Source organism: Serratia sp. TSA_105.2, assembly GCF_052692115.1.
Window position 1 is genome coordinate 619,329 of sequence record NZ_JBQZFT010000001.1, and the last position, 25,627, is coordinate 644,955.

Here is a 25,627-nt window from a genome sequence, read left to right on the forward strand (position 1 = left end):
GCCATATATTGGTCGCGCTTTTCACAAGGCAGTTACTTTTCTAATTCATTAATTCAATCGGAGCGTGTTGAGACCTTCGGTTGTAGGAGAGATATGATGACGGATAAAGTCCGTATTGATACTTTAGTTGCAAACTCATTAAACGAAAACAATGAAACCTATTTGGCGCGCCAAGCCGAATTTGAGTCGAATGTTAGGAGTTATCCGCGCAAATTGCCGTTGGCAATTGCGAAAGCCCAGGGCGTTTGGATCACTGATGTTGAGAATAATCAATATCTTGATTGCCTGGCCGGGGCGGGAACGTTGGCTCTTGGACATAATCACCCCGACGTCCTGCAAAGCATCCAAAATGTCATTACCAGCGGCTTGCCGTTACATACTCTCGATCTTACGACCCCGTTAAAAGATCGTTTCTCCGATTACCTGCTCTCTCTGTTGCCGGGTGAAGGCAAACAGTATTGCCTGCAGTTCTGCGGCCCGTCCGGTGCCGATGCGGTGGAAGCCGCGCTGAAGCTGGCGAAAAAGCACACCGGCCGTTCCGGCGTGATCAGCTTCTCCGGCGGTTATCACGGCATGACCCACGGCGCGCTGTCGGTCACCGGCAACCTGTCGCCGAAGGCGGCGATCAACGGCATGATGCCGGAAGTGCAGTTCATGCCTTATCCGCATGAATACCGCTGCCCGCTGGGCATCGGCGGCGAAGCCGGCGTCAAGGCGCTGACCTACTACTTCGACAACCTGATCAACGACGTGGAAAGCGGCGTGCGTAAACCGGCGGCGGTGATCCTGGAAGCCGTTCAGGGCGAAGGCGGCGTTAACCCGGCCCCGGCCGAGTGGCTGCAGCGCATCCGCAAAGTGACGCAGGAGCATGGCATTCTGCTGATCATCGACGAAGTTCAGGCCGGTTTCGCCCGTACGGGCAAGCTGTTCGCCTTCGAACACGCAGGCATCGAGCCGGACATCATCGTGATGTCGAAAGCGGTCGGCGGCGGCTTGCCGCTCGCGGTACTGGGCATCAAGAAAGAGTTTGACGCCTGGGAACCGGGTCATCACACCGGCACCTTCCGCGGCAACCAGCTGGCGATGGCCACCGGCCTGACCACCCTGCAATACCTGAAAGAGCACAAGGTCGCCGACAAAGTGGCCGCGCAGGGCGAATGGCTGAAAGGCAAACTGGCCGAGCTGCAGAAACGGTATCCGGTGATCGGTCACGTCCGCGGTCTGGGCCTGATGATCGGCATCGAGATCGTCAAGCCGAACGAAGCGCAGGATCACATGGGCTGCTACCCGGCCGATGGCGAACTGTCTGCGCTGCTGCAGAAGAAATGCTTCGAATCCGGCCTGATCCTGGAGCGCGGCGGGCGCAACGGCTGCGTGCTGCGTCTGCTGCCTTCGCTGCTGATCACCAACGATGAGCTGGGTATTTTCCTGGATAAATTTGAGCAGGCGCTGTTGGCCGCCGGCGTCAAGCCAGTCTGATTGGAGCGAATGACCGCGATGTCCAAGTTAAACCCGATTCTGGCTTCCTCGGCGCACAGCGCCGAGGCTTACCGCCAGGCGATCGCGCAGAGCAGTGAAGCCGTCGTGCAGTGGCTGCAACAGCCCGAGATGTATCAGGGCAAAAGCGTGGCCGAACTGCGCGAGCGCATCAAGCTCGACTTCACCCCGCAAGGCCTGGGCAACCAGGCGGCGATCGATCGTGCCATCGAGTACTTTTTGAAAGACAGCCTGTCGGTGCACCACCCGCAGTGCGTAGCGCACCTGCACTGCCCGAGCCTGGTGATTAGCCAGGCCGCCGAAGTGCTGATCAACGCCACCAACCAGAGCATGGATTCCTGGGATCAAAGCCCGTCGGCCACGCTGATCGAAATGAAGCTGATCGAGTGGCTGCGTGCCCAGGTCGGTTACCCGCCCGGCGACGCCGGGGTGTTCACCAGCGGCGGCACCCAGAGCAACCTGATGGGGCTGATGCTGGCGCGCGATGCGTTCTTCGCGCGTCAGGGCCACTCCGTGCAGCAGGACGGCCTGGTGGGCGATCTGCGCAAGCTGAAGGTGTTCTGTTCTGAAAACGCCCACTTCTCGGTGCAGAAGAACATGGCGCTGATGGGCCTCGGCTATCAGTCCGTCACCCTGGTGAAAACCGATCGCTTCGCCCGTATGGACGTGAACGACCTGGCGGAAAAACTGGCGCAGGCCAAGGCCAACGGCGAGCAGGTGATGGCGATTGTCGCCACCGCCGGCACCACCGACGCCGGTGCCATTGACCCGCTGCGCGACATCGCTCGGCTGGCGGCGGAGCAGCAGATTTGGGTGCACGTGGATGCGGCCTGGGGCGGCGCGCTGCTGCTTTCCGAGCAGTACCGCGACTACCTGAACGGCCTGGAACTGGTGGACTCCATTACCCTGGACTTCCACAAGCAGTTCTTCCAGACCATCAGCTGCGGGGCCTTCTTGCTGAAAGACGAGCGTCACTATGAGCTGATGCGCTATCAGGCAGCCTACCTGAACTCCGAGTTCGACGAAGCGCAAGGCGTGCCGAACCTGGTGTCCAAGTCGCTGCAGACCACCCGCCGCTTCGATGCGTTGAAGCTGTGGATGGGGCTGGAAGCGCTGGGGCAGAAGCAATACGCCGAGATCATCGATCATGGCGTGACGCTGGCGCAACAGGTGGCGCGTTACATCGCCGATCAGGAATCGCTGGAACTGGTGATGCAGCCGCAGCTGGCCAGCGTGCTGTTCCGCTACCGTCCGGCGCAGCTGGCGGCGAACGGCGATGAGGCTGTCGCGCTGTTCAACCAGCGTATCGGCGACGCCCTGCTGGAATCGGGCCGCGCCAACGTCGGCGTGACCGAGTTCGATGGCGTGACCTGCCTGAAGATGACGCTGCTGAACCCGATCGTGACGCTGGAAGACATCAAGCTGTTGCTGGCGCTGGTCGAGAAAACCGCCCAGCAGCTGCCGGCGTAACGTCGCCCAGCCTGCCACCCAAGCCGATAACCTCCGTTATCGGCTTTTTTATTGCTCCTCCATCGCAGGAGACGCAGCGTTTACGCTGATATACTGCAGCAAACGCCTTCCCCCATATTCAGCACAACAGGATATGCACGCATGACCGACCCAGATTTCAATCTGCTGATCGCGCTCGACGCGCTGCTGACGGCGGGCGGCGTTGCCGGCGCTGCGCGGCGTCTCGGTTTAAGCGCCTCGGCAATGAGCCGTACCCTCAGCCGGCTGCGCGCGGCCACCGGCGATCCCCTGCTGGTGCGCGCCGGCCGCCATATGGTGCTGACGCCCTATGCCGAAACGCTGCGCGAGCGGGCGCGGCACGCAGCGTTCGAAGCGCGCGCGGTGTTGCGCCCGGCGCAGGGGGCATTGGATCCCGCCGTGCTGGATCGGATCTTTACACTGCGCGCCAACGACGGCTTCGTCGAAGCCTTCGGCCCGGCGCTGATCGCCGCCGCAGCCGAACAGGCGCCACGGGTGCGACTGCGCTTTGCGCCCAAGCCGGAGAAAAGCGACCGCCCCCTGCGTGAAGGGCTCGTTGATCTGGAGATAGGCGTGCTGGGTGACATGGGCCCGGAAATCCGCCTGCAGGCGCTGTTCCGAGATCGCTTCGTCGGCGTGATGAGAACCACGCACCCGCTGGCGCAGCAGCCGGAGATTGGCGCCGCCGACTACGCCGCCTGCGGCCACGTGGTGGCTTCGCGCAGCGGGCGCATTCTCGGGCCGGTAGATGCTGCGCTGGCGGAGCTGGGGCTGACGCGCCAGATTGCCGCCGTGGTGCCGAGTTTTCCGGCCGCGCAGGCGGTGGCGCAGGCCTCGAACCTGCTGGCGCTGCTGCCCGCCTCCTTCCTGCATGCTCAACCGGCGAGCGGCCCGCTGCGCGTCTTCGAGCTGCCGGTGAAAACGCCGCCCATTACCGTCTCGCAAATGTGGCACCCGCGCCTGGACGCCGAGGCGGATCACCGCTGGCTGCGGCAGCTGGTGCTGTCAGTCTGTCGCCGGAAGGCGCAATCCCTTATAAGTGACAATGTCACCTAAAAGGCATTTACGGCCTTTTGTGCCCGTTTAAATCAGCCAGATAAGCGCAGAACATGTCCGCCATCGCATCGGCATAAGCTGCGATCTCGGTATCGGTTCGCGGCGTTTCGGAGAATTGCTTGCCCGCCGCCCCCAACGTGCCGACGATCAGATCGCCCGCCAACCGGCGAGTGGCCTGCGGCACATCAGGCAACGCTTCGCACATGAAAACCTGCACGATATCCTTGCCGGTCGCCTTCACCGCCAGTGCCTCCGGCGCATCGCGGTAGAGCGGCGCCGCATCATTCAACGCTACGCGCATCTGCGCCTCTTCACATTCCGAACGGATAAACGCCTGCGCCAGCGACCGCAAACGCTCGAACGGGGTTTTCTCGCGGTCGGCCAAAATACGGCTCAGCATATCGGTGGTCTGCCGCCATTCGTCGCTCTGCAAACGAAACAGGATCGCCGCCTTGTTGGGGAAATACTGATAAAGCGATCCGACGCTGACGCCGGCGCGTTCAGCCACCCTGGCAGTGGTGAAACGCGCCGCCCCCTCCTGCGCCAAAACCTGAATAGCGGCGGTGAGAATAGCGGACACCAGTTCGGCGGAGCGCGCCTGTTGCGGTTGTTTTCTCGAGGAAATTTGCTTACTGCGGCGTTCAGTCATAGCGGGCGGCCAATGCGAATAGATGAATGCGAATAGTTCGTCATATTATAGCGGCATGCGCTAACGCGCTCCATTGACGACAGGAAATTTGCCATGAGTACCCTCACCACTGCCCCCTTAGCGCCGCTGCTAAGCAGCCTGTTCCAACAGGCATCCCGCCAGTCGCCGGCGCTTGCCGCCCTGTTCCGCGAGGTTCCGGACGCAGAGCAAAGTCGGTTGATGCAGAGCAAAACCGAGTACCGCGAACTCTACCACCGGCTGAAGGATTTTCCGCTGGCCGTATCGCCGGCAACCGGCGCCTTGCTGTATATGCTGGCGCGCGGTTGCCGGGCGCAAAACATCGTCGAATTCGGCACGTCGTTCGGCATTTCGACCCTGCACCTGGCCGCCGCGTTGCGCGATAACGGCGGCGGCAGATTGATCACCTGCGAGTTTGAACCGAGCAAAGCGGCGCAGGCGCGCAGCAATTTGACCGAAGGCGGTGTCATTGACCTGGTGGAGATCCGCGTCGGCGACGCCCTGGAAACGCTGCGCGACGATCTGCCGGCTACTGTCGATCTGCTGCTGCTCGACGGCGCCAAGGGGCTTTACCCCGATATTCTCGACCTGCTTGAGAGCCGTCTGCGGCCCGGCGCGCTGATCGTCGCCGACAACGCCGATTACAGCCCGGATTACCTGGCGCGGGTGCGCTCTCCGGCGGCGGGCTATCTCTCCACACCGTTCGCAGATGACGTCGAATTGTCAATTCGGCTTTAAAATCCCCATCGAGCGAGGGTTGTTCCCCCTCGCTCGATGGGAGAACATAGCGTTCACGATGCCTGACTCAGTGAAACGCCCATGACGCTTCCCCCTCTCTGGCCGGTATTCGACGGCCATAACGACCTGCTGCTCAACCTGTGGCTGCAGCACGACGACGATCCGGCCGCCGCCTTCTATTCCCGCGTCACACCGGGCCACCTCGATTTTTCCCGCATGCGCCGTGGCGGATTTTTCGGCGGACTGTTCGCGGTATTTATTCCCCCGGTCAGCTATATCGCCCAGATGCGCAACCAAACGCAGGACGAGGCGCAGGCCACCTTCGATCCGCTGGCGATCGCCGAACGGCAAATCGCCATCCTGCAGCAGCTGGAGCAGGCTTCTCAGGGGCAGCTGCGCATCTGTCGCACCGCCACCGAGATAGAGCAGTGCCGCCTCAACCGGCAAATCGCCGCGGTGCTGCATATTGAAGGCGCCGGCATGATCGATGCGGAGCTGACACAGTTGGCGGCCTTCTACCGGCTTGGCGTGCGCAGCATCGGGCCATTCTGGAACCTGCCGAACGCCTTCGGCACCGGCGTCAGCGGGCCGTTCCCGGGCTCACCCGATACCGGCCCCGGCCTGACGTCGGCCGGCGAGGCGCTGATCCGCGCCTGCAACCGCCGCCGCATCATGATCGACGTCTCGCACATGAACGAAAAAACCTTCTGGCAAACCGCCGCGCTGAGCCGCGCGCCGCTGGTCGCCACCCACTCCAACGCCCACGTCCTTTGCCCGCAGCCGCGCAACCTGACCGACGCACAGCTGGACGCCATCGCCCAGAGCGGCGGGATGGTCGGCGTCAATTTCGGCACCGCCTTCCTGCGTGCGGACGGTAAACGTGACAGTGCAACAACTGGCTTAACAGAAATTGTTAAACACGTTGAGTATTTGATCGCTAAACTTGGTGAAGATCGCGTGGGATTTGGCTCTGATTTTGACGGGGTCAACGTACCGCAACCGTTGGCGGATGTCGGTGGCCTGCCGCTGCTGACGCAAGCGCTGGCACAGGCCGGGTTCGATAACCGGCTGCTGGAGAAGCTGACCTGGCGCAACTGGCTGAACGTGCTCGCCGCCACCTGGGGTGAATAACCCGGTTACGCTTTAAAGGTTGCGATCTCCGTCACATTTCGTCAACATTGGGCCAGCCGAATGCGAACGTTTCTCATTGGGCTCGACATATTACGATGCATGCTAAGGAGCACCGCTATGACTACCTGGACTAAACCTGAGTTTGTTGACCTGCGCCTGGGGCTGGAAGTGACGCTGTACATTTCTAACCGTTAATCGCCCGTCTGCCCGCCTTTCGCGCGGGCATTTCTTTCCCTCTCTTTCTGGTTTAGACATGCAGATAAAAGTTCTCGGCTCGGCGGCGGGCGGCGGCTTTCCCCAGTGGAATTGCAACTGCGACAATTGCCGGGGCGTTCGCGACCACAGCATCAGCGCCACGCGCCGCACACAGTCTTCCATCGCCGTCAGCGACGACGGTAAAAACTGGGTGCTTTGCAACGTTTCCCCGGACATTTGCCATCAGCTGCTGGCCTCGCCCGAATTGAATAATCCCGAGGTGTTGCGCGGCACCGGCATCGGCGCGATCGTGCTGACCGACAGCCAGATCGATCACAGCGCGGGCTTGCTCAATTTGCGCGAGGGCTGCCCGCATCACGTCTGGTGCACGCCCGAAGTGCATGACGATCTCAGCACCGGCTTCCCGGTGTTTCCCATGCTCTCCCATTGGAATGGCGGGCTGATTCACCACCCGGTAACGCCCGGCGAGCCGTTCCACACGGCGGTCTGCCCGAACGTGCGCTTTACCGCCATTCCGTTGATCAGCAATGCGCCGCCCTATTCGCCGTACCGCGATCGCCCGTTGCCGGGCCATAACGTGGCGCTGTTTATCGAAGATATCGCACGCGGGGTCGGGCTGCTGTACGCGCCGGGCCTGGGTGAGCCGGACGAGGCGCTGCTGCCGTGGCTGCGCCGCGCTGACTGCCTGCTGATCGACGGCACGCTGTGGCGCGACAACGAGCTGGCCAATGCCGGCGTGGGCCGCAATACCGGCAAGGACATGGGGCATCTGGCGCTGGCGGAAGAACACGGGCTGGCTGCCCTGCTCGCCACCTTGCCCGCCAGGCGCAAAATCCTGATCCACATTAACAATACCAACCCTATCCTCAATGAAGACTCGGTAGAGCGGCAAAGCCTGACCGCCGCCGGCATTGAAGTGAGCTGGGACGGCATGAATATCGAACTGTAGGGAACCGCCATGATGCAACCACTGCCCCTCACTCCGCCGGCATTTGAAGCGGCGCTGCGCGCCAAAGGCGCTTATTACCATATTCACCACCCGTACCACATCGCGATGCACAACGGCGAAGCGACCCGCGAGCAGATCCAGGGCTGGGTGGCCAATCGTTTCTACTATCAGACCAGCATTCCGATCAAAGACGCGGCGATCATGGCTAACTGCCCACAGCCGGAAACCCGCCGCAAATGGGTGCAGCGCATCCTGGATCACGATGGTTACGGTGGCAGCGAAGGCGGCATCGAAGCCTGGTTGCGCCTGGGCGAAGCCGTCGGGCTGCAGCGCGACACCCTGCTCTCTGAAGCGTTGGTGCTGCCGGGCGTGCGCTTTGCGGTGGACGCCTACGTCAATTTCGCGCGCCGCGCCTGCTGGCAGGAAGCGGCCTGCAGCTCGCTGACCGAACTGTTCGCGCCGCAAATCCACCAGTCGCGCCTCGACAGCTGGCCGCAGCACTATCCGTGGATCGACGCCGCCGGCTACGACTATTTCCGCAGCCGCCTCGGCCAGGCCAACCGCGATGTGGAACACGGCCTGGCGCTGGCGCTGGACTATTGCGACACCGTTGAAAAGCAGCAGCGCATGCTGGAGATCCTGCAGTTCAAGCTGGATATTCTGTGGAGCATGCTGGACGCCATGAGCATGGCCTATACCCTGAACCGCCCGCCTTACCACAGCGTGACCGCCGCGCGGGTATGGCACAACCAGAGGCTGGTGTAATGACGCTGAATCCTGAGCACACCCCCGTCTTCCGCCGCGGCTATCGCCTGCAATGGGAGCAAGTGCAAAACAGCCACGTGATCCTCTACCCTGAAGGCATGGCCAAGCTGAACGACAGCGCCGCCGCCATCTTGCAGCTGGTCGACGGCCACACCACGCTGAACGGCATCATCGCGCAGCTGAACGCCAGCTTTCCCGGCGCCGAGGGGTTGGCAGATGACGTGCTGGAATTTTTCCAGCGCGCCTACGAACAAAAATGGGTGACCTTCCGTGACTGAAGCACGCGCGCCGGCGGTGAACCCGCCGCTCTGGCTGCTGGCGGAGCTGACCTACCGCTGCCCGCTGCAGTGCCCTTATTGCTCCAACCCGCTCGATTTTGCCGCGCAGGAAAAAGAGCTGACCACCGCGCAGTGGATCGAGGTGTTTCGCCAGGCGCGGGCGATGGGCAGCGTGCAGCTCGGGTTTTCCGGCGGCGAGCCGCTGGTGCGTAAAGACCTGCCCGAGCTGATCGCCGCCGCGCGCGATCTCGGGTTTTACACCAACCTGATCACTTCCGGCATCGGCCTGACCGAGAAGAAGCTGCAGACCTTCGCCGACGCCGGGCTGGACCATATCCAGATCAGTTTTCAGGCCAGCGACGAAACGCTGAACGCCGCGCTGGCGGGCTCCGCCAAGGCGTTTCAGCAGAAGATGGACATGGCCAGGGCGGTCAAGGCGCTCGGCTATCCGATGGTGCTCAACTTCGTGCTGCATCGCCATAATATCGGCCAGATCGACCGCATCATCGAACTGGCGATCCAGTTGGACGCCGACGACGTAGAGCTGGCGACCTGCCAGTTCTACGGTTGGGCTCACCTCAACCGCGAGGGCCTGCTGCCGACCCGCGAGCAGATCGCCGACGCGGAAACGGTGGTGAAACGCTACCGCGAACGCATGGCCGCCGACGGCAAGCTGGCCAACCTGCTGTTCGTCACGCCGGACTACTACGAGGAGCGTCCCAAAGGCTGCATGGGCGGCTGGGGAGCGATCTTCATGAGCGTGACGCCGGAAGGCATGGCGTTACCCTGTCACAGCGCCCGTCAGTTGCCGATCGCCTTCCCGTCGGTGCTGGAGCACGATCTGCAGCATATCTGGTACCACTCGTTCGGCTTTAACCGCTATCGCGGCTATGACTGGATGCCGGAGCCCTGCCGTTCCTGCTCGGAGAAAGAGCAAGACTACGGCGGCTGCCGCTGCCAGGCATTCATGCTGACCGGCAACGCCGACAACGCCGACCCGGTATGCGGCAAATCGCCGCACCATGGCACCATTCTGGCGGCGCGGGAAGCGGCGAACCGTTCGCAGATCGGTATCGATCAGCTGCGTTTTCGCAATCAAACCAACTCCCGTCTGATTTTCAAGGGTTGACGATGGCACTCGCCGCCGCCTCGTGGCAGCTCGACAACGGTTTGGCCGTCAAGGCGATAAGCGATCCTGCCGCCGCCGGTGCCGCCGCGCTGGTGCGCATTGAGGCAGGCAGCTTTCAGGCGCCCGTCGCCTGGCCGGGCCTGGCGCATCTGCTGGAGCATATGTTGTTTCGCGGCAGTGCAAACTTCAGCGCGCAAGATGGCCTGATGGGCTGGGTACCGTCGGTGGGTGGCCGACTGAACGCCACCACCCAGTCTACGCAAACCGCGTTTTTCTTCGAGGTGAGCGCCGATCATTTGGCGCAGGGTCTGGCGCGGCTGAGCGATCTGCTCACCGCCCCACAGCTGGCGGCCGAAGCAATCGCACAGGAGGTTGAGATCATCGACGCCGAATATCGCCTGCTGCGCGCCGAGGTGGAAACCCGCTGCGAAGCCGCACAGCGGCAGATGTTTGGCGGCCTTGACGCAATGCATCGCTTTCATATCGGCAGCCGCGCCGCTTTCGGCAACGACATTTCCGCCCTGCAGCAGGCGCTGCGGCAGTTTCACCAGCGCTATTTTCGCGCGCCTAATATGACGCTGTGGCTGCAAGGCCCGCAGTCGCTGACGCAGCTGCATGCGCTGGCACAGCGTTACGGCAGCCGCTTGCCATCGGGCAGCGCCGCACCGCACAAAGCCTCACCGCCGCTGACCGCTGCGGAAGATTACACCCTGTCTCTTCCCGGCACGCCGCAGCTGAGGCTGGTGTTTGCCCTGCCGCGCTCCCATTCGCGCGGTTGGCTGCGGCGGCTGGAGCGCCTGCTGCTGGACGAAGCCCCCGGCGGATTGCTGGCCCGGCTGCGCGCTCAGGCGTGGTGCGATGCGGTTCGTCTCGATTATTCGCGCTGCAGCGAGAACAACGCGCTGCTGAGTTTTATCTTTACCGTCAATCACGGTTCCGCCGCGGAAGCTGCCCACATCGAAAGCGCGCTGCTGGCGTGGCTGCAGGCGCTGCAGGCGTTGGCACCGGCTCAGCTTGTGCATTACGAGCGACTGGCAAATCGCGATTTCCACCGTTTGGCGCCGCTCGACCAGCTGCGCGCCAGAGCGTTTGGGTTGCCGCCGGCGGAGCCGAACGACGATTGGCCACGGCATATTGCGGCGCTGATTAGCGCGCCGCGCCGTCGCCTGGCCGTGCGGCCCGATGGCGGCGGCGAAACCCGTGAAATTCAAGGGTTGCCGCTGGCGCTTGGCCCCTTCGCCTTTGCCGCGCTGACGCCTGCAACGGAACCTTTTCGCTTTTTCACCGCCTCGGCGGCGCTGCCGAGCCCGATATTGCCTTCCGGCCTGGCGCCGCTGCGGCATCTGCTCCCTGGCGCAGCGCAGCCGGTGCTGTTGCTGCGGCCGTCGCCGTCCAGCCCTTTCAGCGATGAACAGGCCTACGGTTTACAGGCGGCGCTGCGCGCCGGGGCGGCCGAACTGGCGCATCGGGAGGGGCATTTAAGCTTCGAACGCCACCAGGGCGTGTGGCTGCTGCAGCTGGCGGGCAGCCACGCGCTGCTTTGCCACGGGCTGAGCGTAGTGAACCGGGCGCTGGCGGTGTTGCCGCCGGCCGTTCTCAACGAGGCGGCGAGAAACCTGCGCCATACGCAGCGGAAAGAGCAAAACGATATTGCCATTCGCCGTCTGTTAGCCCAATTGCCGGCGGTGCTCAGCGCGCCAACCGCAGCGGCGCAATGGCATGCCGCCTTGATCGGCGGCGATGGCGAGTTAAAACGGCAGCTGTCGCACCTGCTGTACGACTTCCCCTATTCCGTAGCCGCGCAGCCGCCGCTGCCGACACATCACCATCATCGCCCAATCACGCTGACGGAAAGCGGCGCCGAAAGCGCCTTACTGCAGTTTTACCCGCTGCCGAACGGCGAAGCCGAAGGCCGTTGGGCGCTGCGCGTGCTGGCTCAGCTTTACGCCCCGCGTTATTTTCAGCGGTTGCGCGTGGATCGCAACGTGGGCTATGTGGTGCAATGCGCCTTCCACCGCTGTGCCGATGCCGAGGGCCTGCTGTTCGCGCTGCAATCCCCGACGTTCAACGTTGAACAGCTGCGGCAGTTAACCGACGAATTCTTATTGCAGATGCGCCATGATTTGGCGCACATTGGCGCTGGCGAGCTGGCGCAAATACAACAGGCGCTGCGGCAAAGCCTGCAGCGCCTCAGCACCGAATCGTTGCAGCGCGCCCGAGAAATTGCCTTGGAAGATCGCGCACTCATTGCCGCCAAGCCGATGACACTGACGCAACTGACGGATTGGCAGCAGCGGCTGTTCCCCGCAGGCTGATGTTGCGGCGATGCCAATCCGACGCGATATAAACGCAGCAAGACAAACAATCATCAGGAAAAGATATGTCTCAGAAAATCATGTTATCCCTGTAAAGCTTGCTCCTGAAAATTATTTAAATAAGAGCATGTTGATTAATCGCTTAACCGACTTCTTCCTTTTCCTTTTATACCAGGCATATATTCTTCGCTTTTTCATTCTTCTAAACTCATAAGCTAGAGATATATAAAACACCATGAGCAGCAACATTAATATAACAATCATAAGTTAGCCCAAATCCATTTAGCCATTTCATATGATTATTATCTAATTTAATAAATTAAAAAATTAGAAACATCCTGTTCTAAATATTACTTTATCACATCCCTCAAACCGGCCTTTTATGCTGGCCGGCGAGGCTCGAGAGTTATAATTGCACCGCCCAGTTAGCCCGTCGTGAACAACACAGTGGGTAAGCGATGCCGGTCAGCACCATGCTGATCACCCAGGAAATGTCTGCGCCCGGGATCAGATTGGCGTAAGGGCCGGAGAAGAACGCGTTCTCAACAAAAGGCACCTGCACCACAATACCGCCGAAATAAACGCCGAGCGCGCGGATGTTAAGCAGGCCGTAGCGCCCGCCGTCGGCGCTGAAAATGGCTGAAATGTCATAGCGTTGGCGGTTAAGCAGGTAAAAATCGATCAGGTTGATCATGCACCACGGGATCAGCACCGAGATCAAGGCAAAGATCAGGTTCAGGAACAGATGTACAAAGTTGGCCGAGGCAACCAACGCCACCCATACCGATCCCAGCAAAATCAATGCCGAGAACAGCGTACGTATCCGCGCATTCGGCATCCACTGCGGCAAGAAGGTTTGTACGGCGGTAATCAACGAGAGCACCGCACCGTACAAATTCATCGAGTTATGGCAGATGATGTTGATCAGAAACAGCACCATCAGCACCGGCCCCAACCCTCCCGTCGCCTGGCGTACCGCCTCCATGGCATCGTCGCTGCCGGCGACCAGATTGACCGCCACCATACCGAACACGAAGGCTAAAATGGTACCGCTGCAGGCGCCCAGATAGGTATACAGGAAGGGTTTGGCAATACCGACTTCCGCTGGCAGGTAACGCGAATAGTCTGACGTGTAGGGCGAGAAACTGATTTGCCAGACGGCGCCGATGCAGAACGTGGCGAACCAACCGGCAATGCTGAACGATCCCCGCTGCCAAAAATCCGCCGGCAGCGGTTGAGAAAACATCAATACCAACCCGAGAATCAGCGCGCTGCCCATCACCCAGGCGCCGATTTTGTTGATCTTGTGGATGAAACGGTAGCCCACCACCCCGATCAGCGTCGCCAGCACCGCGCCAATCACCGTCGCCACGCCCATGCTCAATGACGGGATGACGTTATGGATGACCTTGCCAGAAAGCGTGATGTTGGAAATAAAGAACCCCAGATAGATCACCGTGGCGAACACAATCACCAACAGCGAACCATAGCGGCCGAACTGCGCCCGGCTCTGCACCATTTGCGGTATCCCGACCTGCGGCCCCTGGGCCGAGGTCAGCGCCAGAAAAATGCCGCCGAACAGGTGGCCGGCGATAATCGCGCTCAGCGCCGAGAGAATATCGAGATGAAACGTCTGCGTGGAGATGGCCCCGGTCACGACCGCCAGCGGCGCAATATTGGTGCAAAACCACAGGGTGAACAGGCTGCGGGCATGGCCGTGACGCTCCCCGGCGGGAACAAAATCGATAGACTTGTCTTCAATAAACGCGGTCTGCTCTGGCTGAGAATTCATATATCCCCCGGTTAACCTGGATTCTTATTTTTTGCAGCCTGTAGGGTGCGAATACGCCGAAAAAAGCGTGTGTTTGCCCCGGCGACATTGCGGTCGCCTGTATCAACGCGATAAAAACAGGGCTGCCGGCGCGATCCGAGATCGCGCCTGATTGCGCTGACTCAGCGCATGACGAAGGGATCGTCTATCGGATCGTCACTGGTGCGCAGCCATACCGTCTTGCTGGTGGTGTATTCCAGCGCGGCGTCAATCCCGCCCTCGCGGCCAAACCCCGACTTGCCGTAGCCGCCGAACGGCGCCAGCGGCGATACCGCTCGATAAGTATTCAGCCACACCACGCCCACTCGCAGGCGACGGGTCACCCGATGCGCGCGCGTCAGGTTCTGCGTGAAAATGCCGGCCGCCAGGCCATAGGCTGAATCATTGGCAAGCTGAATCGCCTCCGCTTCATCCCTGAAGGTCAACACCGACAACACCGGGCCGAACAGCTCTTGCTGCACGCACTCGGCGTCGGGTTGCGCACTGCAGTCGACGATCGTCGGCGGGTAGTAAAAGCCCGGAGAATCGATCGCCGCGTGGCCAATCACCAGTTTCGCCCCCTGTTCCAACGAGCGGCTGACGATAGCGGCGATCCGTTCTTGCTGCTGCCGGGTGCAAAGCGGCCCGAACTGGGTGTCTTGGCGATCCGGCGGCCCGATGCGGATACTGCGCACCTTCTCCGTCAGCCGGGCCAAAAACGCGTCTTTGATGCTTTCCGCCACCAGCAGGCGCGAACCGGCGACGCAGCTCTGGCCCGACGCGGCGAAAATGGCCGCCACCTGCGCATTCGCCGCGCTGGTCAGATCCGCGTCGTCGAAGACGATAAACGGCGATTTCCCGCCCAGCTCCAGCGAAGTGCTGGCGAGGTTTTCCGCACTGCCGCGGACGATGTGCTTCGCGGTTTCCGCGCCGCCGGTAAAGGCGATGTGGTCTACCTGCGGATGCGCCGTCAGCACCGCGCCGCATTCAGCGGCAAAACCGGTGATCACATTACACACGCCGCGTGGAAAACCGGCCTCGTCTATCAGCCTGGCGAATGCCAGCAGCGGCGCCGGCGCGGTTTCCGCCGCCTTGACCACCAGCGTGCAGCCGGCGGCGATCGCCGGGCCGATTTTCACCGCCGCAAGAAACAGCTGGCTGTTCCAGGGAACGATCGCCGCCACCACCCCGATCGGTTCGCGCCGCACCCAGGTTTCCATGTCAGGTTTGTCGATCGCCAGCACGCTGCCTTCCATCTTGTCGGCGAGGCCGGCGTAGTACCGGTAGTATTCCGCCACATAAGCGATCTGCGCCTGGGTTTCCCGGATGATCTTGCCGGTATCCAGCGTCTCCAGCCGCGCCAGCTCGGGAGCATGCTGCTCCAGCAAGTCGGCCAGCCGCAACAACAGCTTGCCGCGCGCGCCGGCGTTCATGTCGCGCCATTCGGCCCCCTGAAATGCCCGGCGCGCCGCCGCAACGGCGCGATCCACATCCTGGGCGCGGGCTTCCGCCACCTGCGCCCAAGGTTCGCCGGTCGCCGGATTGAGCGAGGCGAAGGTCGCCGAACCGGCGTCAAACCGGCCGTCGATGTAGAGTTTGAACGATTCCATCAGCGCCTCCGTCAGTGAAATTCCGGCATCACGCAGCGAATGAACCGCTCCAGAGAGGCCTTTTTACGTGCAAAGCTCATGCCGCTGTCAATCCACAACGCAAACTCGTCATAACCCAGCGCCTCATATTTTTTCAGCCGCGTAATGACTTCATTGGCGGTACCGATTGCCAGGTTAGTGCGCATCATCTCGGCGGAATAATAGGTATTGGCGGCGATCTCTTCATCGCTCAGCGGCTGAATCAACCCTTGCCGCACCGGCCGCTGGTTCTTGAACCAGGCGCCGAAGTAGTGGTAGAAACGGTTGAGCTCTTCCGCCGCCAGGCGGGCGTCCGCCTCGTCTTCCGCTACGTAACCATGCTGCAACAGCATGATCTTCAGCGGCTGCTCGGCGGCGAAACGCGCACGCGCCTCGTTGAAACAGGTCACCAGCCGTACGATCTCCTCTTCCCCCTGATGCAGCGGCGTAACCTGAACGTTGCAGCCGTTTTGCACCGCAAATTCGTGGCTGTTGGGATCGCGCGCCGCCACCCAAATCGGCGGATGCGGCTGCTGTTTCGGCAGCGGCGAGGAGGTGGTTGCCGGGAACGACCAGTATTCCCCCTGATGGGCATAGTCGCCCTGCCAGAGTTTTTTTACCGCCGGGATCAGCTCGCGCATGCGCTGCCCGGCATCCCAGGCGGTCAAACCGGGCATCAGCCGTTCGTATTCATAGGAATAGGCGCCACGCGCGATACCCAGCTCCAGCCTGCCGCCGGTGATGATGTCGGTCATCGCCGCCTCGCCCGCCAGACGGATCGGGTGGTTGAACGGCGCAATGATGGTGCCGGTGCCGAGCCGCACCCTGGAGGTGCGCCGGGCAATGTCCGCCAAATTGATGAATGGATTCGGCGCGATGGTGAAATTCATGCCGTGGTGCTCACCGGTCCAGATGGCGTGCATGCCGCCACGATCGGCGATTTCGCAGAGTTCGATCATCTCCTGGTAGAGCTTTTCCTGCGACTCTTCGGGTAACGTTCGTTCCATATGCACGAATAAAGACAGTTTCATCACACTCTCCCGTTCAGCCTCAACCGGCGAATTGCTTGATGGCACCGCTGTGCTCATCGCCATAATAGATACCGTAATTGCCCACGGCGTTTTCTTTGACGAACCGGCCCAGCATCGACCGCAGAGCCGGATCCTTGATCGGCAGCCGCGCCAGCGTCGGCATATCGAACCATTCCGCCGCGCTCAGCTGCGGCGTCAGGCTGCCGGCATCGGTCGGCAGCGCACACAGAAAAACGATGTGCTGCTGGTGCTTCTGCCGGTCGTCATAGACGGAATAGACGAAACCCGGATGGGCGTTGATGCCCAACTGCTGCAGTAAATCTCCCAACGTTTCGCTGACGCTGCGTTTCTCCACCGCGCTGGACGGCAGCTGATAGCCGCCGTCGTTTTGTCGTACCATCACGGCATGCCCTTCAAACTCGATCAGCGCGCTCACCACCACCTGCGGCCCGCCAATCAGCGACTGCGCGTTTTGATAAGGCGTGAAATAGGCGCCGCGGTAATACCCCAGACCGGCGGTGGCGTTGGACTCGAACCCTTCGACCTGGCCGATCAGAATGGCATGGTCGCCGGCATCCACCACCTGATGCAGCGAGCAGTCGAACCACGCCGAACTGTTCTCGATCAGCGGCACCCGCGACGCGCTCCAGCGCCAATCGATCAGCGCAAAGCGGTCTTCGTTCTTTTGCGCAAAAATGGTTGAAGCCTCTTTTTGCTGTTCCGCCAGAATATTGATGGCGAAGTGGCTGCACTGGGTGAAGTGTTCCAGGTTTGCCGAACGTTTATCGATGCTCACCAACAGCAGCGCCGGATCCAGCGACACCGAAGAAAACGAATTGGCGGTGAAGCCAATCGGCCGCCCCTGCTTGTCCACCGAGGTCACAATGGTGACGCCGGTCATAAAGGCGCCGAAAGCGTCGCGCAACTGCCTGCGTTTATCCGCGTCCATTTGCCGCTCCTAAAGTCAAAGGTTGCTCTGCGGTCAGAAAATCGAGCATCAGCGCGTTGACGCGTTGCGCATCGGTCAGACTGACCATGTGTTTGGCGTTCTCAATGATCACCGCGCGCCCGTTCGGTGCGGCCTGCGCCATTTGCCGCGCCATCTCCGGGCTGGAGTTGGCATCGTGCTCGCCGGTCAATACCAACACCGGGCAGCGGATAAGGTGCCAACGCTGGGCATACACCCGATCGCCGGTAGCAAACGCCTGATACGCGCGGGCGTAGCCCGTGACGTCCACCTGTTGCAACCAGCCCCCCACCTGCCGGCGCAGACGCTGTTCGGCGGGATCGGCGCCAAACCACCGGCTCAGCGGCGAGTCGATCTGCGTCTGGCCGCTGGCCAACGCGCTGGCGCGTTGCGCAACCGCGGCACTGGCCTGGGCCGAGCGCTGGAACACGCCGCTCATCACCACGGCGCGTTTGACCCGTTCCGGATAATCGATCGCCAAACCGGCGGTGATCAACGCCCCCATCGAGTGCCCCGCCACCGCAACGCTCGGCGTATCCAGGGTGTTTAAGAAGGCCGCCATCCAGCGCACGTAATCCTCGAGCGTCGCGGCGTGGGCGAAGCCTTCGCTTTCGCCGTGGCCCGGCATATCGACGGCGATGACCCGAAAGTGCGCGCTAAGCGCATCGAGCTGGGGATACCAGGCCTCCGCGTTCATGCCTACGCCGTGGATCAACACCAGCGGCTCGCCACGCCCGGCCTCCAGATACCCTACCCGCAGAGCGGGCTCAGACAGCTGCCGGATTGTTCTGATCATGGCCCAGCTCTTTCAGATCCAAATAACGGTTGCCGATACGGTGATGCGGCCGCCCCCCCAGCGCCGCGCCCAGTGCGATGACGATTTCGTCGTCGAAAGGCGCGTCGTTGATGTTGAACTGGAATGTCAGGTAGTGCTCGCGTCTGCCTTCGTCGTTTTTCCCCATCATCGGGATCAGGATCGGCGCGTTGGCCGGCCCGCGGGTATTGTTGAACGCCAGATAGCTTTTACCGTTGACCGCCGAGCGGTAGTGGTTGCCGAAATGCAGCGTGTGAATCAGCGCCGAGGCGTGTTCCAACTCACCGCCCAGCCCCACCACCGCGCTTTTGCCGAAGGCTTCCACCCGCTCGCCGGAGCCGGCCTCTTTGAGGATCAAACCGGTCAGCAGCTCACCCAGCACCGGCGCCATTTCTCGAATCTTTGGCGCCAGATCCTCAACAAAGCCTTGCCCGGCCCAGGGGTTTTTAATCACCGCCGCCGCCGCGATCATCACCAGCGGTTTGCCCGCCGATTTGCCACCGTCGGCGTAGAGGGTTTCTGTGGAAACCAGAGTCTTACGGATGTCTTGATGCATAAGGGACCTCGAAAAGTAAATCAAATGTTAATCAGATGTCACGAGTCGAGGGTATAGCATCGGGCAGATTGGCATGTCAAAATTTGGTATACCATAATACGGTATTCTTATTTTCATCTAAGACGGTAAAGGAAAGATGAAAATAACCTATATTAATCAAGGTATTAACAAACACGCGTGGGCTTTAGCCGGGGGTGAAACGCCGGCCACGACCGCCTCCGCTCAGCGGCCGGTGCCCGAGCCAAGCCCGTTGAGCCAGCGGGTATCGGCAACGAAAAGCGGTTTTTTTTAGGCTATCTTTCAATTTTGTGAGCTGCTGCAACATTCGCCGTTTTGGCGATGCGGCGCGAAATCGACCGCCGTTGCTTTGCGGGTTGGAAAGATGTTAATAGTACCGGGCAAACGGAAATACGCGTCGTTATCCGGATTAATGATGATCCACAAAAAATAGAGACAATTATGGTTCAGGCGTCATTGAAGATTGAGAATGCACCGGTCACCTTGCGCGAATTGGCATTGGCGAAAATTAGGCAGGCGATTATCTCAGGGTATTTTCAGGCCGGCGATCGTTTGGTGGAACGCAGCCTGTGCGAGGAGCTGGGCGTCAGCCGCAGCGTGGTGCGCGAGGTGATCCGTTATCTCGAAGCGGAGGGGCTCATTGAAACACTCGGCAAGAAAGGGCCGATTGTCGCTATTCTGACCTGGGAAATTGCCGAGCAGATTTATACTATTCGTCTGCTGCTTGAACAGGATGCCGCTCACGACTGCGCTTTGAAAGCCGGGCCGGAAGATAAAAAGAAACTGCATGAAAAATTAATTGCGATTAATCAGGCTTCGGCCGGGCAGGACGATATTCAGCGCGTTGAAGCGTCGCAGGCCTTTTATGAAACCATATTCCAGGTGGCCCATCACGCCATCGCCTGGGAAATCGTTCAACGCCTGAATAGCCGCATCAGCCGCCTGCGCGCCCTGACCCTGAAAACCCCGGAGCGTCAGTTGGCCGGTTTCGAGCGTATGACGCGGATCTATCACGCCATCGAACAAAACAATCCGGCGCAGGCCAGACAAGAAGTCATCGATCACCTGACCGAGGCCGCCGCGCTGGCCAAGCGCATTCTGCAACAGGAGTCCTGAGATGCCCGCTTACTGGATTGCCCATGTCACCGTGAAAGATCCGCAGCAATATCAGCATTATATGGATTTGGCACCCCATGCGTTTCGCCAGTTCAACGCCCGTTTTCTCGCCCGCGGCGAACAGGCGCAAACGCTGGAAGGCCCGGCGTTTGTGAAACATGTGCTGATCGAGTTCGACGACTACGCCACCGCGTTAGCCTGCTACCATTCGCCGGCCTATCAGCTGGCGAAACAACAGCGGCGCCACGTGGCGGAAGCCATGATTGCCATCGTCGACGGCTTGCCGACCTCCCCATAAAAGCCCCCCACCGTTACGGCGGAGGCTGGGTGGCGTGAGGTGGGCTAACCGCCGGGTCAGACCGGCGTTTTCCGCTAGTTATTTCTCTTCAGGATCTTTCCCGTCTCGGCCCAGATTTGACTGCGGTAATGATCGTCTTCCTGAGAGAAGAAAAGTACGGTCAGCCCTTCCTTGTCTAACAATGCAATGCCATCGGGTGCAGGACGCCACGCCACTGGCTCTTGCGGCAAGACGTCGGGCGTGCAATCAGACAAAAATTTCAGGCTATAGCCGCCGGCCGATTCCACACTCTCCGTGTTGAGCTGTACAACACAGGACTTTGATTTATCGCTGAGCGTCCACTGCCCGGATAGCGTTTCGGCAGAAGGTAAAACCAGGCTGCTTGCCATAGAGGCTCCTGAAAACAAGAATATTATTCCGACAAGAATAGATTTACACATAGCTGGCCCATGCAAAACGGTGGGCATCATCGCCCACCGTTGCCGTTTTACACGATAAAGTCAACAGCGACGTCAGCCTGTCCGACGATGTGCACCAGGAAGTCTGGATTTGCACCGCCATGGATGTTGAAGGCCAGTTCGCTCAGATTGCTTTGGGTATCATAGGACACCAGCGCCTCACCGGCCTGCCCGCTGAAATGATCGACAAACTGAATAAAATCACTGCCTTTATCGCCTTGGTTGAAGAAGGACAGATCGATCTTGTCCTTGCCTGACTCAAAGTCCCAAATTGTATCAGGAGCCCGAACAGGCGAGTCATTCAGGTCAGAGAAGACAAAAATGTCGTTACCTTGCCCTCCCCATAATTGATCCTGGCCCGCTCCACCGTAAATAACGTCGTTGCCGGCGCCGCCTTTGAGCGTATTGTCTGCGTGATTTCCAACAATGACGTCATTACCTGCCCCCCCTATCGCGTTTTCGATGGTGACGCCGGCAGCGATGGAAACATTCCCTTTTAATCCACCGACGTCGGAGAAAGCGCCCTCGTTCAAATTGATACGTTGATTTTGGCTATACCCCGAGAAATCGAGGGTATCATTGCCACCTGCATCCCAAACAGTCATCACCAGCTTGTCGTGGCTGTCCTTGAGCGTATAGAAATCTCGGCCTGTATTTGAATTAAACCCGTAAACGGTGTCGCCGGTTCGGGTGGTCATGTTGGCGCCATAAAGATGCTGGATGGCCGCGATATCATCAACCAGCGGTGCAGCGGCATAGTAATGGCCATGATCCGCGTTGGTAATGGATTCATTCCAGTAACTCATTACGCTAAACTGCCGGGTATCTTCGGCGTAAACTGCCTTGGTATAATTTGGGCTGCCTTGCCCCGCATTATAAGTGCCCGGGTGATCTAACCCGAGAGTATGGCCAACTTCATGGGTAATGGTTAAGCGGCCGTAATTACCTAGCTCAGGATGCAAATTTTCGGAGTGATTCTTAATGTTGTACCAACTTTGCCCATCAGAATTGTATCCTCTGTAATCATTGCCATTATATGAGTACGGTTTCAAGGCATACGCTTGTCCCGTCCCCTCATAATTCCCAAAGGTAATATTGGAGGGTTGACCTGAAGCCACTTCGACAAATTTGATGTTGGCAACATCGGCCCAGGATTGTAAAGACAGCTTCGCCTGTTCTTGTTGCTGTTGCGTGAACGCACTCAGCCCCGTATCACGTTCCGGGGAGCGGTGGCCCAGGTTCAGTTCGTTATAATCCCAATCCGGGAAGGAGTAGGTCACCGTCGCCTCTTTTCCCGTGACGTGAACGCCATTCCAGGTTTTATCGCCGCGCGCTATCTGCACCCCCGCCTCATTTATGTCATAAGACGGTTTGTTATTTATCGTCAGGCCATTCCCGCGCTCGTGGTAGTGAATAAGATCGTTAACACTGTCCCAACCCGTTTCGTTTCCATTCATGGTATTACCCATAACTTTCTCCACAAAGTAGCTAGTATTAATATGACATCCGAAATGTCTCTTGGGGATAATCAAAGTCCAGAGAATAGCGATAACCCAATACGCTCACTCTTTTTCCTATCCCTTTACACCCAGAGAGTAAATTTACTTTTAACTACCCGAGCCTCCTTACCCATGATTGAGAACTGGTGCAACTGCATGAGATCGCGATATGTCCGTGCAAAATGCGCGAAAGTAACAGACCGCATTGATCCGGCAAGGGTGTGATTCCAGTGTCTGCGCGTTGAGGCTACGTTGAGATGCCGCTCAAGAGGTCTAATGACAACGGCCGTTCGATGCATGGTCTCGTTGCCAGAGGCCATATCAGGCAGGGGCTTGTGCTGTGAATCTGGCCTGTTATCCGAACGGTTACCCGGAGATAATTGCGTGAATGCATTTGCGCCACCATCCAGTTTTGCTAATGATTATCATTCGCGAGGCTATCTCACGCGTAAGCAAAGTGTCAACAGATGAAACAAAACATTTCTTGATTTGCATCATGACTTTTTCGCTAAGCGCCCAGAAAACGGGCGATGACGGGCGCTGCAGAGTGCATAAAATGGCGTTTATCACCGTCTGGACTGCGGTTTTTGTCATTGTTACCACATAAAGCAGGCCGAATACCGTTCGGGAGTACATCATGGCGACTGAACATTTGGCCATAGAGAAACATCAAGAATGATTAATTTTCACGGCAATAACGCGGTGTGGTCCGATCACTTATTTTTCGCTGCAATATAAGGGATGCTTATAAATAACAGGAGTATTCCTAATGCGTTCACGCTGGATGTATTCCATGCTAGCGGGCCGATTTTTAGCCGCGCCCGCTGGCTATTCCCATTTTCATTGGCAAGACTATATTGAAAGAAGCTCTGCTCTAGAGCGAGAATATGGGTAATTTTCCGAGGAAATACCGCATGACCCTGTTGCCCAAGCAGAGCAATAACAAAAATCCGATTGATCTCTATAGCGAAATCGTAGACGACTTGCCCGGCCTGATTTGCTTCGGCAACCGCCTTGGCGGTTACTTCAATAAACAGTGGCGCGACTATACCGGCGCCATCGCCGGTGAACACGGTGCCGCCGACTGGCTCGATGCCCTGCATCCCGACGATCGCGAGCGGCTGGCCGTGCAATGGCGCCAGGCGATCGTTGCCCTCTCTTCATTTGCCGGCGAGGCCCGCCTCCGCGATCGCAGCGGTGCCTACCGTTGGTTTATGCTGGCGTTTAACGCCCGGCAGGACGGCATGGCGCTGGAACCCAACTGGTACCTCACGGCGACCGACATCCACCCGCAAATGCTGCAGCGCCAGCAAAACGTTCAGGCGCTCTCTATCCAGCAAGACATGCTGGACGCCAGCGTCGACTGCATCAAAGTGATTAATCACGATGGCACGCTGCGCCACATGAACCGCTCCGGCAGCCTGGCGCTCGGCCTTGATCCGGCGCAAAAAGAGTTTGGCATGCCCTGGCTGGGGCTACTGTCGCCCGAGATCCGTCGCCGCGGCAGTAAGGCGCTGCGCAGCGTCAGAGCCGGAAAGAATGCGCGCTTCACGGGATTGAGCGTGACGCCGCAGGGTAAACAACAGCACTGGGACAACATTCTCACGCCGGTCAGCGATGAACACGGCACCGTGGCCGAGATCTTGTGCGTCTCGCGCGACGTGACTTCGCAGCGCGTGATGGAGCAACGTCTGTTGCTCGCCAGCGAATATGACGAATTGACCGGCCTGCCCAACCGGCGCCTGTTCAAGAAAAAGCTGAAGCAAGAGATGAAGCGCGCCCTGCACGGCAACAAGTCACTGGGGCTGATGTTGCTGGATCTTGACCACTTCAAACTGGTGAACGACACGCTGGGCCACGCGGCGGGCGACCATCTGCTGCGGGTTTTGGGCAAAAGGCTCAGCGCTTGCATGAATGCGCACTCGTTCGTCTCCCGCCTCGGCGGTGATGAGTTCGCCGTGGTGATCAGCGACGTCGAAAACGAGCAGGATATTTTCCGCATCGCCAACAAGTTTCTGCTGCAGCTGGAGACGCCGATCACCCATGGAGGCAAAACGCTGCATTGCGGCATGAGCATTGGCGGCGCCATCTATCCCAAAGACGCCCGCGATGCCTCAGAGCTGATGAAATGCGCCGATACCGCGCTGTATGAGCTCAAAGACGGCGGCCGCGGCGGCGTCTACATGTTCAATCGCAAGATGATGGACAAGGCCCGCGCCCGCGCCAGCCAGCTCAACTACGCGCGCCAGATCGTGCGCGACAACTGCATCCGCCCCAGCTATCAACCGAAGGTCTGCCTGATCGACGGCAGCATCGTCGGCTTTGAAGCGCTGCTGCGCTGGCACTGCCCGATCAACGGCGTGCAGCTGCCGGCGACGGTAAGCGAGGCGTTCAACGACTACGAGCTGGCGACCAAGATCAGCGAAGCCATGCAGCAGAAAGTCTTCGCCGATATCGCCCGCTGGCGCGCGGCAGGCGTGGCGGTGCGGCCTATCTCGCTGAACGTGTCGCCGATCGAGTTTTTACGCGACAACTACGCCGAAACTTTCCTGCAGCGCCTGCTGAAATTCCACATTCCTCACCACCTGATCGAACTGGAAGTGACCGAGCACGCGTTCAACAAGCACGGCTCGAAGTACGTGTTGCGCGCGTTGCAAATGCTTAAGGAGATGGGCATCCGCATCGCGCTGGACGATTTCGGCACCGGCCACTCCTCCTTCAGCCATATCATGGATTACCCGCTGGACTGCATTAAGCTGGACTGCGACTTCGTTCAACGTATGAATACCGAACCGGCGATCCTGGCGATCGTGGAAAGCATCGGCATCCTTGGTAAAAAGCTGTCGATCGATATCATCGCCGAGGGCGTGGAAACCGAGCAGCAGCGGCAAACGCTGTGCGAAGCCGGTTTCCATATCGGCCAGGGCTTTCTGTTCAGCCGGGCGGTGGACTCCCAGCGGGTGCCCGAAATGTTGCAGACGATACGACAACCCGCCAAAGGCGGCATGACGAACCGTTAAACCAGGCATCGCATATCCCGTATTCGGGGGTTTTGCCCCCCATATTCCCCACTGTTTTTTCACCACTTCCTCAGCGAGATATTTGTGAGAACCCTCACAAAGCATAAACGCATCTTTACATTTTTGAACGCTTGAGCTTCCGTTCTGTCGGATTTGAGTGTATTCCAGAGCGTCAAAGAGATT

The 25,627-nt window shown here is 59.5% G+C and carries 23 protein-coding genes; 14 read left to right on the top strand and 9 right to left on the bottom strand.

Annotation, left to right across the window (positions count from 1 at the left end; all coding sequences use genetic code 11):
* Window positions 1–96: 96 nt before the first annotated feature.
* The 3 genes from ACUTSC_RS02725 to ACUTSC_RS02735 all read left to right on the top strand — a co-directional run bounded on the left by ACUTSC_RS02725 (window position 97) and on the right by ACUTSC_RS02735 (window position 4,041).
* On the top strand, window positions 97–1,479 hold the full coding sequence (locus tag ACUTSC_RS02725) for a diaminobutyrate--2-oxoglutarate transaminase (RefSeq protein ID WP_164141053.1): 1,383 nt from the start codon (window positions 97–99) through the stop codon (window positions 1,477–1,479).
* 18 nt (window positions 1,480–1,497) lie between these two features.
* Complete coding sequence (locus ACUTSC_RS02730; protein ID WP_197767210.1) at window positions 1,498–2,967, top strand: pyridoxal-dependent decarboxylase; 1,470 nt, start codon at window positions 1,498–1,500, stop codon at window positions 2,965–2,967.
* A 141-nt stretch (window positions 2,968–3,108) separates the two neighbouring features.
* Window positions 3,109–4,041, top strand: a complete 933-nt coding sequence (locus tag ACUTSC_RS02735) for a LysR substrate-binding domain-containing protein (RefSeq protein WP_197767209.1) — start codon at window positions 3,109–3,111, stop codon at window positions 4,039–4,041.
* Between the two features lie 7 nt (window positions 4,042–4,048).
* Here the strand turns inward: ACUTSC_RS02735 and ACUTSC_RS02740 are convergent, their stop codons facing one another.
* Window positions 4,049–4,690 carry a TetR family transcriptional regulator gene (locus ACUTSC_RS02740; protein ID WP_197767208.1) on the bottom strand — a complete coding sequence of 214 codons (642 nt, stop codon included), beginning with the start codon at window positions 4,688–4,690 and terminating at the stop codon, window positions 4,049–4,051.
* Window positions 4,691–4,783: 93 nt separating this feature from the next.
* Here ACUTSC_RS02740 and ACUTSC_RS02745 point away from each other — a divergent pair, with 93 nt between their 5' ends.
* The 8 genes from ACUTSC_RS02745 (at window position 4,784) to pqqF (ending at window position 12,229) form a co-directional block, all read left to right on the top strand.
* On the top strand, window positions 4,784–5,446 hold the full coding sequence (locus tag ACUTSC_RS02745; RefSeq protein ID WP_443006752.1) for an O-methyltransferase: 663 nt from the start codon (window positions 4,784–4,786) through the stop codon (window positions 5,444–5,446).
* Between the two features lie 81 nt (window positions 5,447–5,527).
* Window positions 5,528–6,577: a membrane dipeptidase gene (locus tag ACUTSC_RS02750; protein ID WP_197767207.1), complete on the top strand. Its 1,050-nt coding sequence runs from the start codon at window positions 5,528–5,530 to the stop codon at window positions 6,575–6,577.
* A 117-nt stretch (window positions 6,578–6,694) separates the two neighbouring features.
* Window positions 6,695–6,772 carry a pyrroloquinoline quinone precursor peptide PqqA gene (gene pqqA, locus ACUTSC_RS02755; RefSeq protein WP_004937827.1) on the top strand — a complete coding sequence of 26 codons (78 nt, stop codon included), beginning with the start codon at window positions 6,695–6,697 and terminating at the stop codon, window positions 6,770–6,772.
* 58 nt (window positions 6,773–6,830) lie between these two features.
* Window positions 6,831–7,742, top strand: a complete 912-nt coding sequence (pqqB, locus tag ACUTSC_RS02760) for a pyrroloquinoline quinone biosynthesis protein PqqB (protein WP_197767206.1) — start codon at window positions 6,831–6,833, stop codon at window positions 7,740–7,742.
* Window positions 7,743–7,751: 9 nt separating this feature from the next.
* Window positions 7,752–8,507: a pyrroloquinoline-quinone synthase PqqC gene (pqqC, locus tag ACUTSC_RS02765; RefSeq protein ID WP_197767205.1), complete on the top strand. Its 756-nt coding sequence runs from the start codon at window positions 7,752–7,754 to the stop codon at window positions 8,505–8,507.
* The gene (gene pqqD, locus ACUTSC_RS02770) at window positions 8,507–8,785 is read left to right on the top strand and encodes a pyrroloquinoline quinone biosynthesis peptide chaperone PqqD (RefSeq protein WP_197767204.1); all 279 of its coding nucleotides are present in this window, start codon (window positions 8,507–8,509) and stop codon (window positions 8,783–8,785) included. Before pqqC ends, pqqD begins: the two co-directional genes overlap by 1 nt.
* Window positions 8,778–9,914, top strand: coding sequence for a pyrroloquinoline quinone biosynthesis protein PqqE (gene pqqE, locus ACUTSC_RS02775; protein WP_197767203.1), 1,137 nt, complete (start codon window positions 8,778–8,780; stop codon window positions 9,912–9,914). Before pqqD ends, pqqE begins: the two co-directional genes overlap by 8 nt.
* A 2-nt stretch (window positions 9,915–9,916) precedes the next feature.
* Window positions 9,917–12,229: a pyrroloquinoline quinone biosynthesis protein PqqF gene (gene pqqF / locus ACUTSC_RS02780; RefSeq protein WP_197767202.1), complete on the top strand. Its 2,313-nt coding sequence runs from the start codon at window positions 9,917–9,919 to the stop codon at window positions 12,227–12,229.
* A 406-nt stretch (window positions 12,230–12,635) separates the two neighbouring features.
* Here the strand turns inward: pqqF and ACUTSC_RS02785 are convergent, their stop codons facing one another.
* From ACUTSC_RS02785 to ACUTSC_RS02810, 6 genes are all read right to left on the bottom strand, one after another.
* Window positions 12,636–14,021 carry a purine-cytosine permease family protein gene (locus ACUTSC_RS02785; RefSeq protein ID WP_443006751.1) on the bottom strand — a complete coding sequence of 462 codons (1,386 nt, stop codon included), beginning with the start codon at window positions 14,019–14,021 and terminating at the stop codon, window positions 12,636–12,638.
* A 161-nt stretch (window positions 14,022–14,182) separates the two neighbouring features.
* Window positions 14,183–15,649 (bottom strand): aldehyde dehydrogenase family protein, encoded by a 1,467-nt coding sequence (locus tag ACUTSC_RS02790; RefSeq protein ID WP_197767200.1) that lies wholly within the window; start codon window positions 15,647–15,649, stop codon window positions 14,183–14,185.
* Between the two features lie 11 nt (window positions 15,650–15,660).
* Entirely contained in the window at window positions 15,661–16,698 is a 1,038-nt protein-coding gene (locus ACUTSC_RS02795) for an LLM class flavin-dependent oxidoreductase (protein ID WP_049199552.1), read from the bottom strand.
* Between the two features lie 19 nt (window positions 16,699–16,717).
* Entirely contained in the window at window positions 16,718–17,647 is a 930-nt protein-coding gene (locus ACUTSC_RS02800) for a flavin reductase family protein (protein ID WP_147839969.1), read from the bottom strand.
* Window positions 17,634–18,461 carry an alpha/beta fold hydrolase gene (locus ACUTSC_RS02805; protein ID WP_070914354.1) on the bottom strand — a complete coding sequence of 276 codons (828 nt, stop codon included), beginning with the start codon at window positions 18,459–18,461 and terminating at the stop codon, window positions 17,634–17,636. The genes ACUTSC_RS02800 and ACUTSC_RS02805 overlap by 14 nt, the downstream gene beginning before the upstream one ends.
* Complete coding sequence (locus tag ACUTSC_RS02810) at window positions 18,433–19,035, bottom strand: amino acid synthesis family protein (protein ID WP_445653062.1); 603 nt, start codon at window positions 19,033–19,035, stop codon at window positions 18,433–18,435. Before ACUTSC_RS02810 ends, ACUTSC_RS02805 begins: the two co-directional genes overlap by 29 nt.
* Before the next feature lie 339 nt (window positions 19,036–19,374).
* On the opposite strand from ACUTSC_RS02810, the gene ACUTSC_RS02815 reads away from it, so the two are divergent.
* Both ACUTSC_RS02815 and ACUTSC_RS02820 read left to right on the top strand, forming a co-directional pair.
* Window positions 19,375–20,169 carry a GntR family transcriptional regulator gene (locus ACUTSC_RS02815; RefSeq protein WP_443006750.1) on the top strand — a complete coding sequence of 265 codons (795 nt, stop codon included), beginning with the start codon at window positions 19,375–19,377 and terminating at the stop codon, window positions 20,167–20,169.
* A gap of 1 nt (window position 20,170) precedes the next feature.
* Complete coding sequence (locus ACUTSC_RS02820; RefSeq protein ID WP_197767199.1) at window positions 20,171–20,467, top strand: DUF1330 domain-containing protein; 297 nt, start codon at window positions 20,171–20,173, stop codon at window positions 20,465–20,467.
* A 74-nt stretch (window positions 20,468–20,541) separates the two neighbouring features.
* Here the strand turns inward: ACUTSC_RS02820 and ACUTSC_RS02825 are convergent, their stop codons facing one another.
* Window positions 20,542–20,856, bottom strand: a complete 315-nt coding sequence (locus ACUTSC_RS02825; protein ID WP_197767198.1) for an AprI/Inh family metalloprotease inhibitor — start codon at window positions 20,854–20,856, stop codon at window positions 20,542–20,544.
* A gap of 98 nt (window positions 20,857–20,954) precedes the next feature.
* Window positions 20,955–22,394 carry a serralysin family metalloprotease gene (locus ACUTSC_RS02830; RefSeq protein WP_197767197.1) on the bottom strand — a complete coding sequence of 480 codons (1,440 nt, stop codon included), beginning with the start codon at window positions 22,392–22,394 and terminating at the stop codon, window positions 20,955–20,957.
* A 944-nt stretch (window positions 22,395–23,338) separates the two neighbouring features.
* On the opposite strand from ACUTSC_RS02830, the gene ACUTSC_RS02835 reads away from it, so the two are divergent.
* The gene (locus tag ACUTSC_RS02835) at window positions 23,339–25,444 is read left to right on the top strand and encodes an EAL domain-containing protein (protein WP_197767196.1); all 2,106 of its coding nucleotides are present in this window, start codon (window positions 23,339–23,341) and stop codon (window positions 25,442–25,444) included.
* Window positions 25,445–25,627 lie beyond the last annotated feature (183 nt).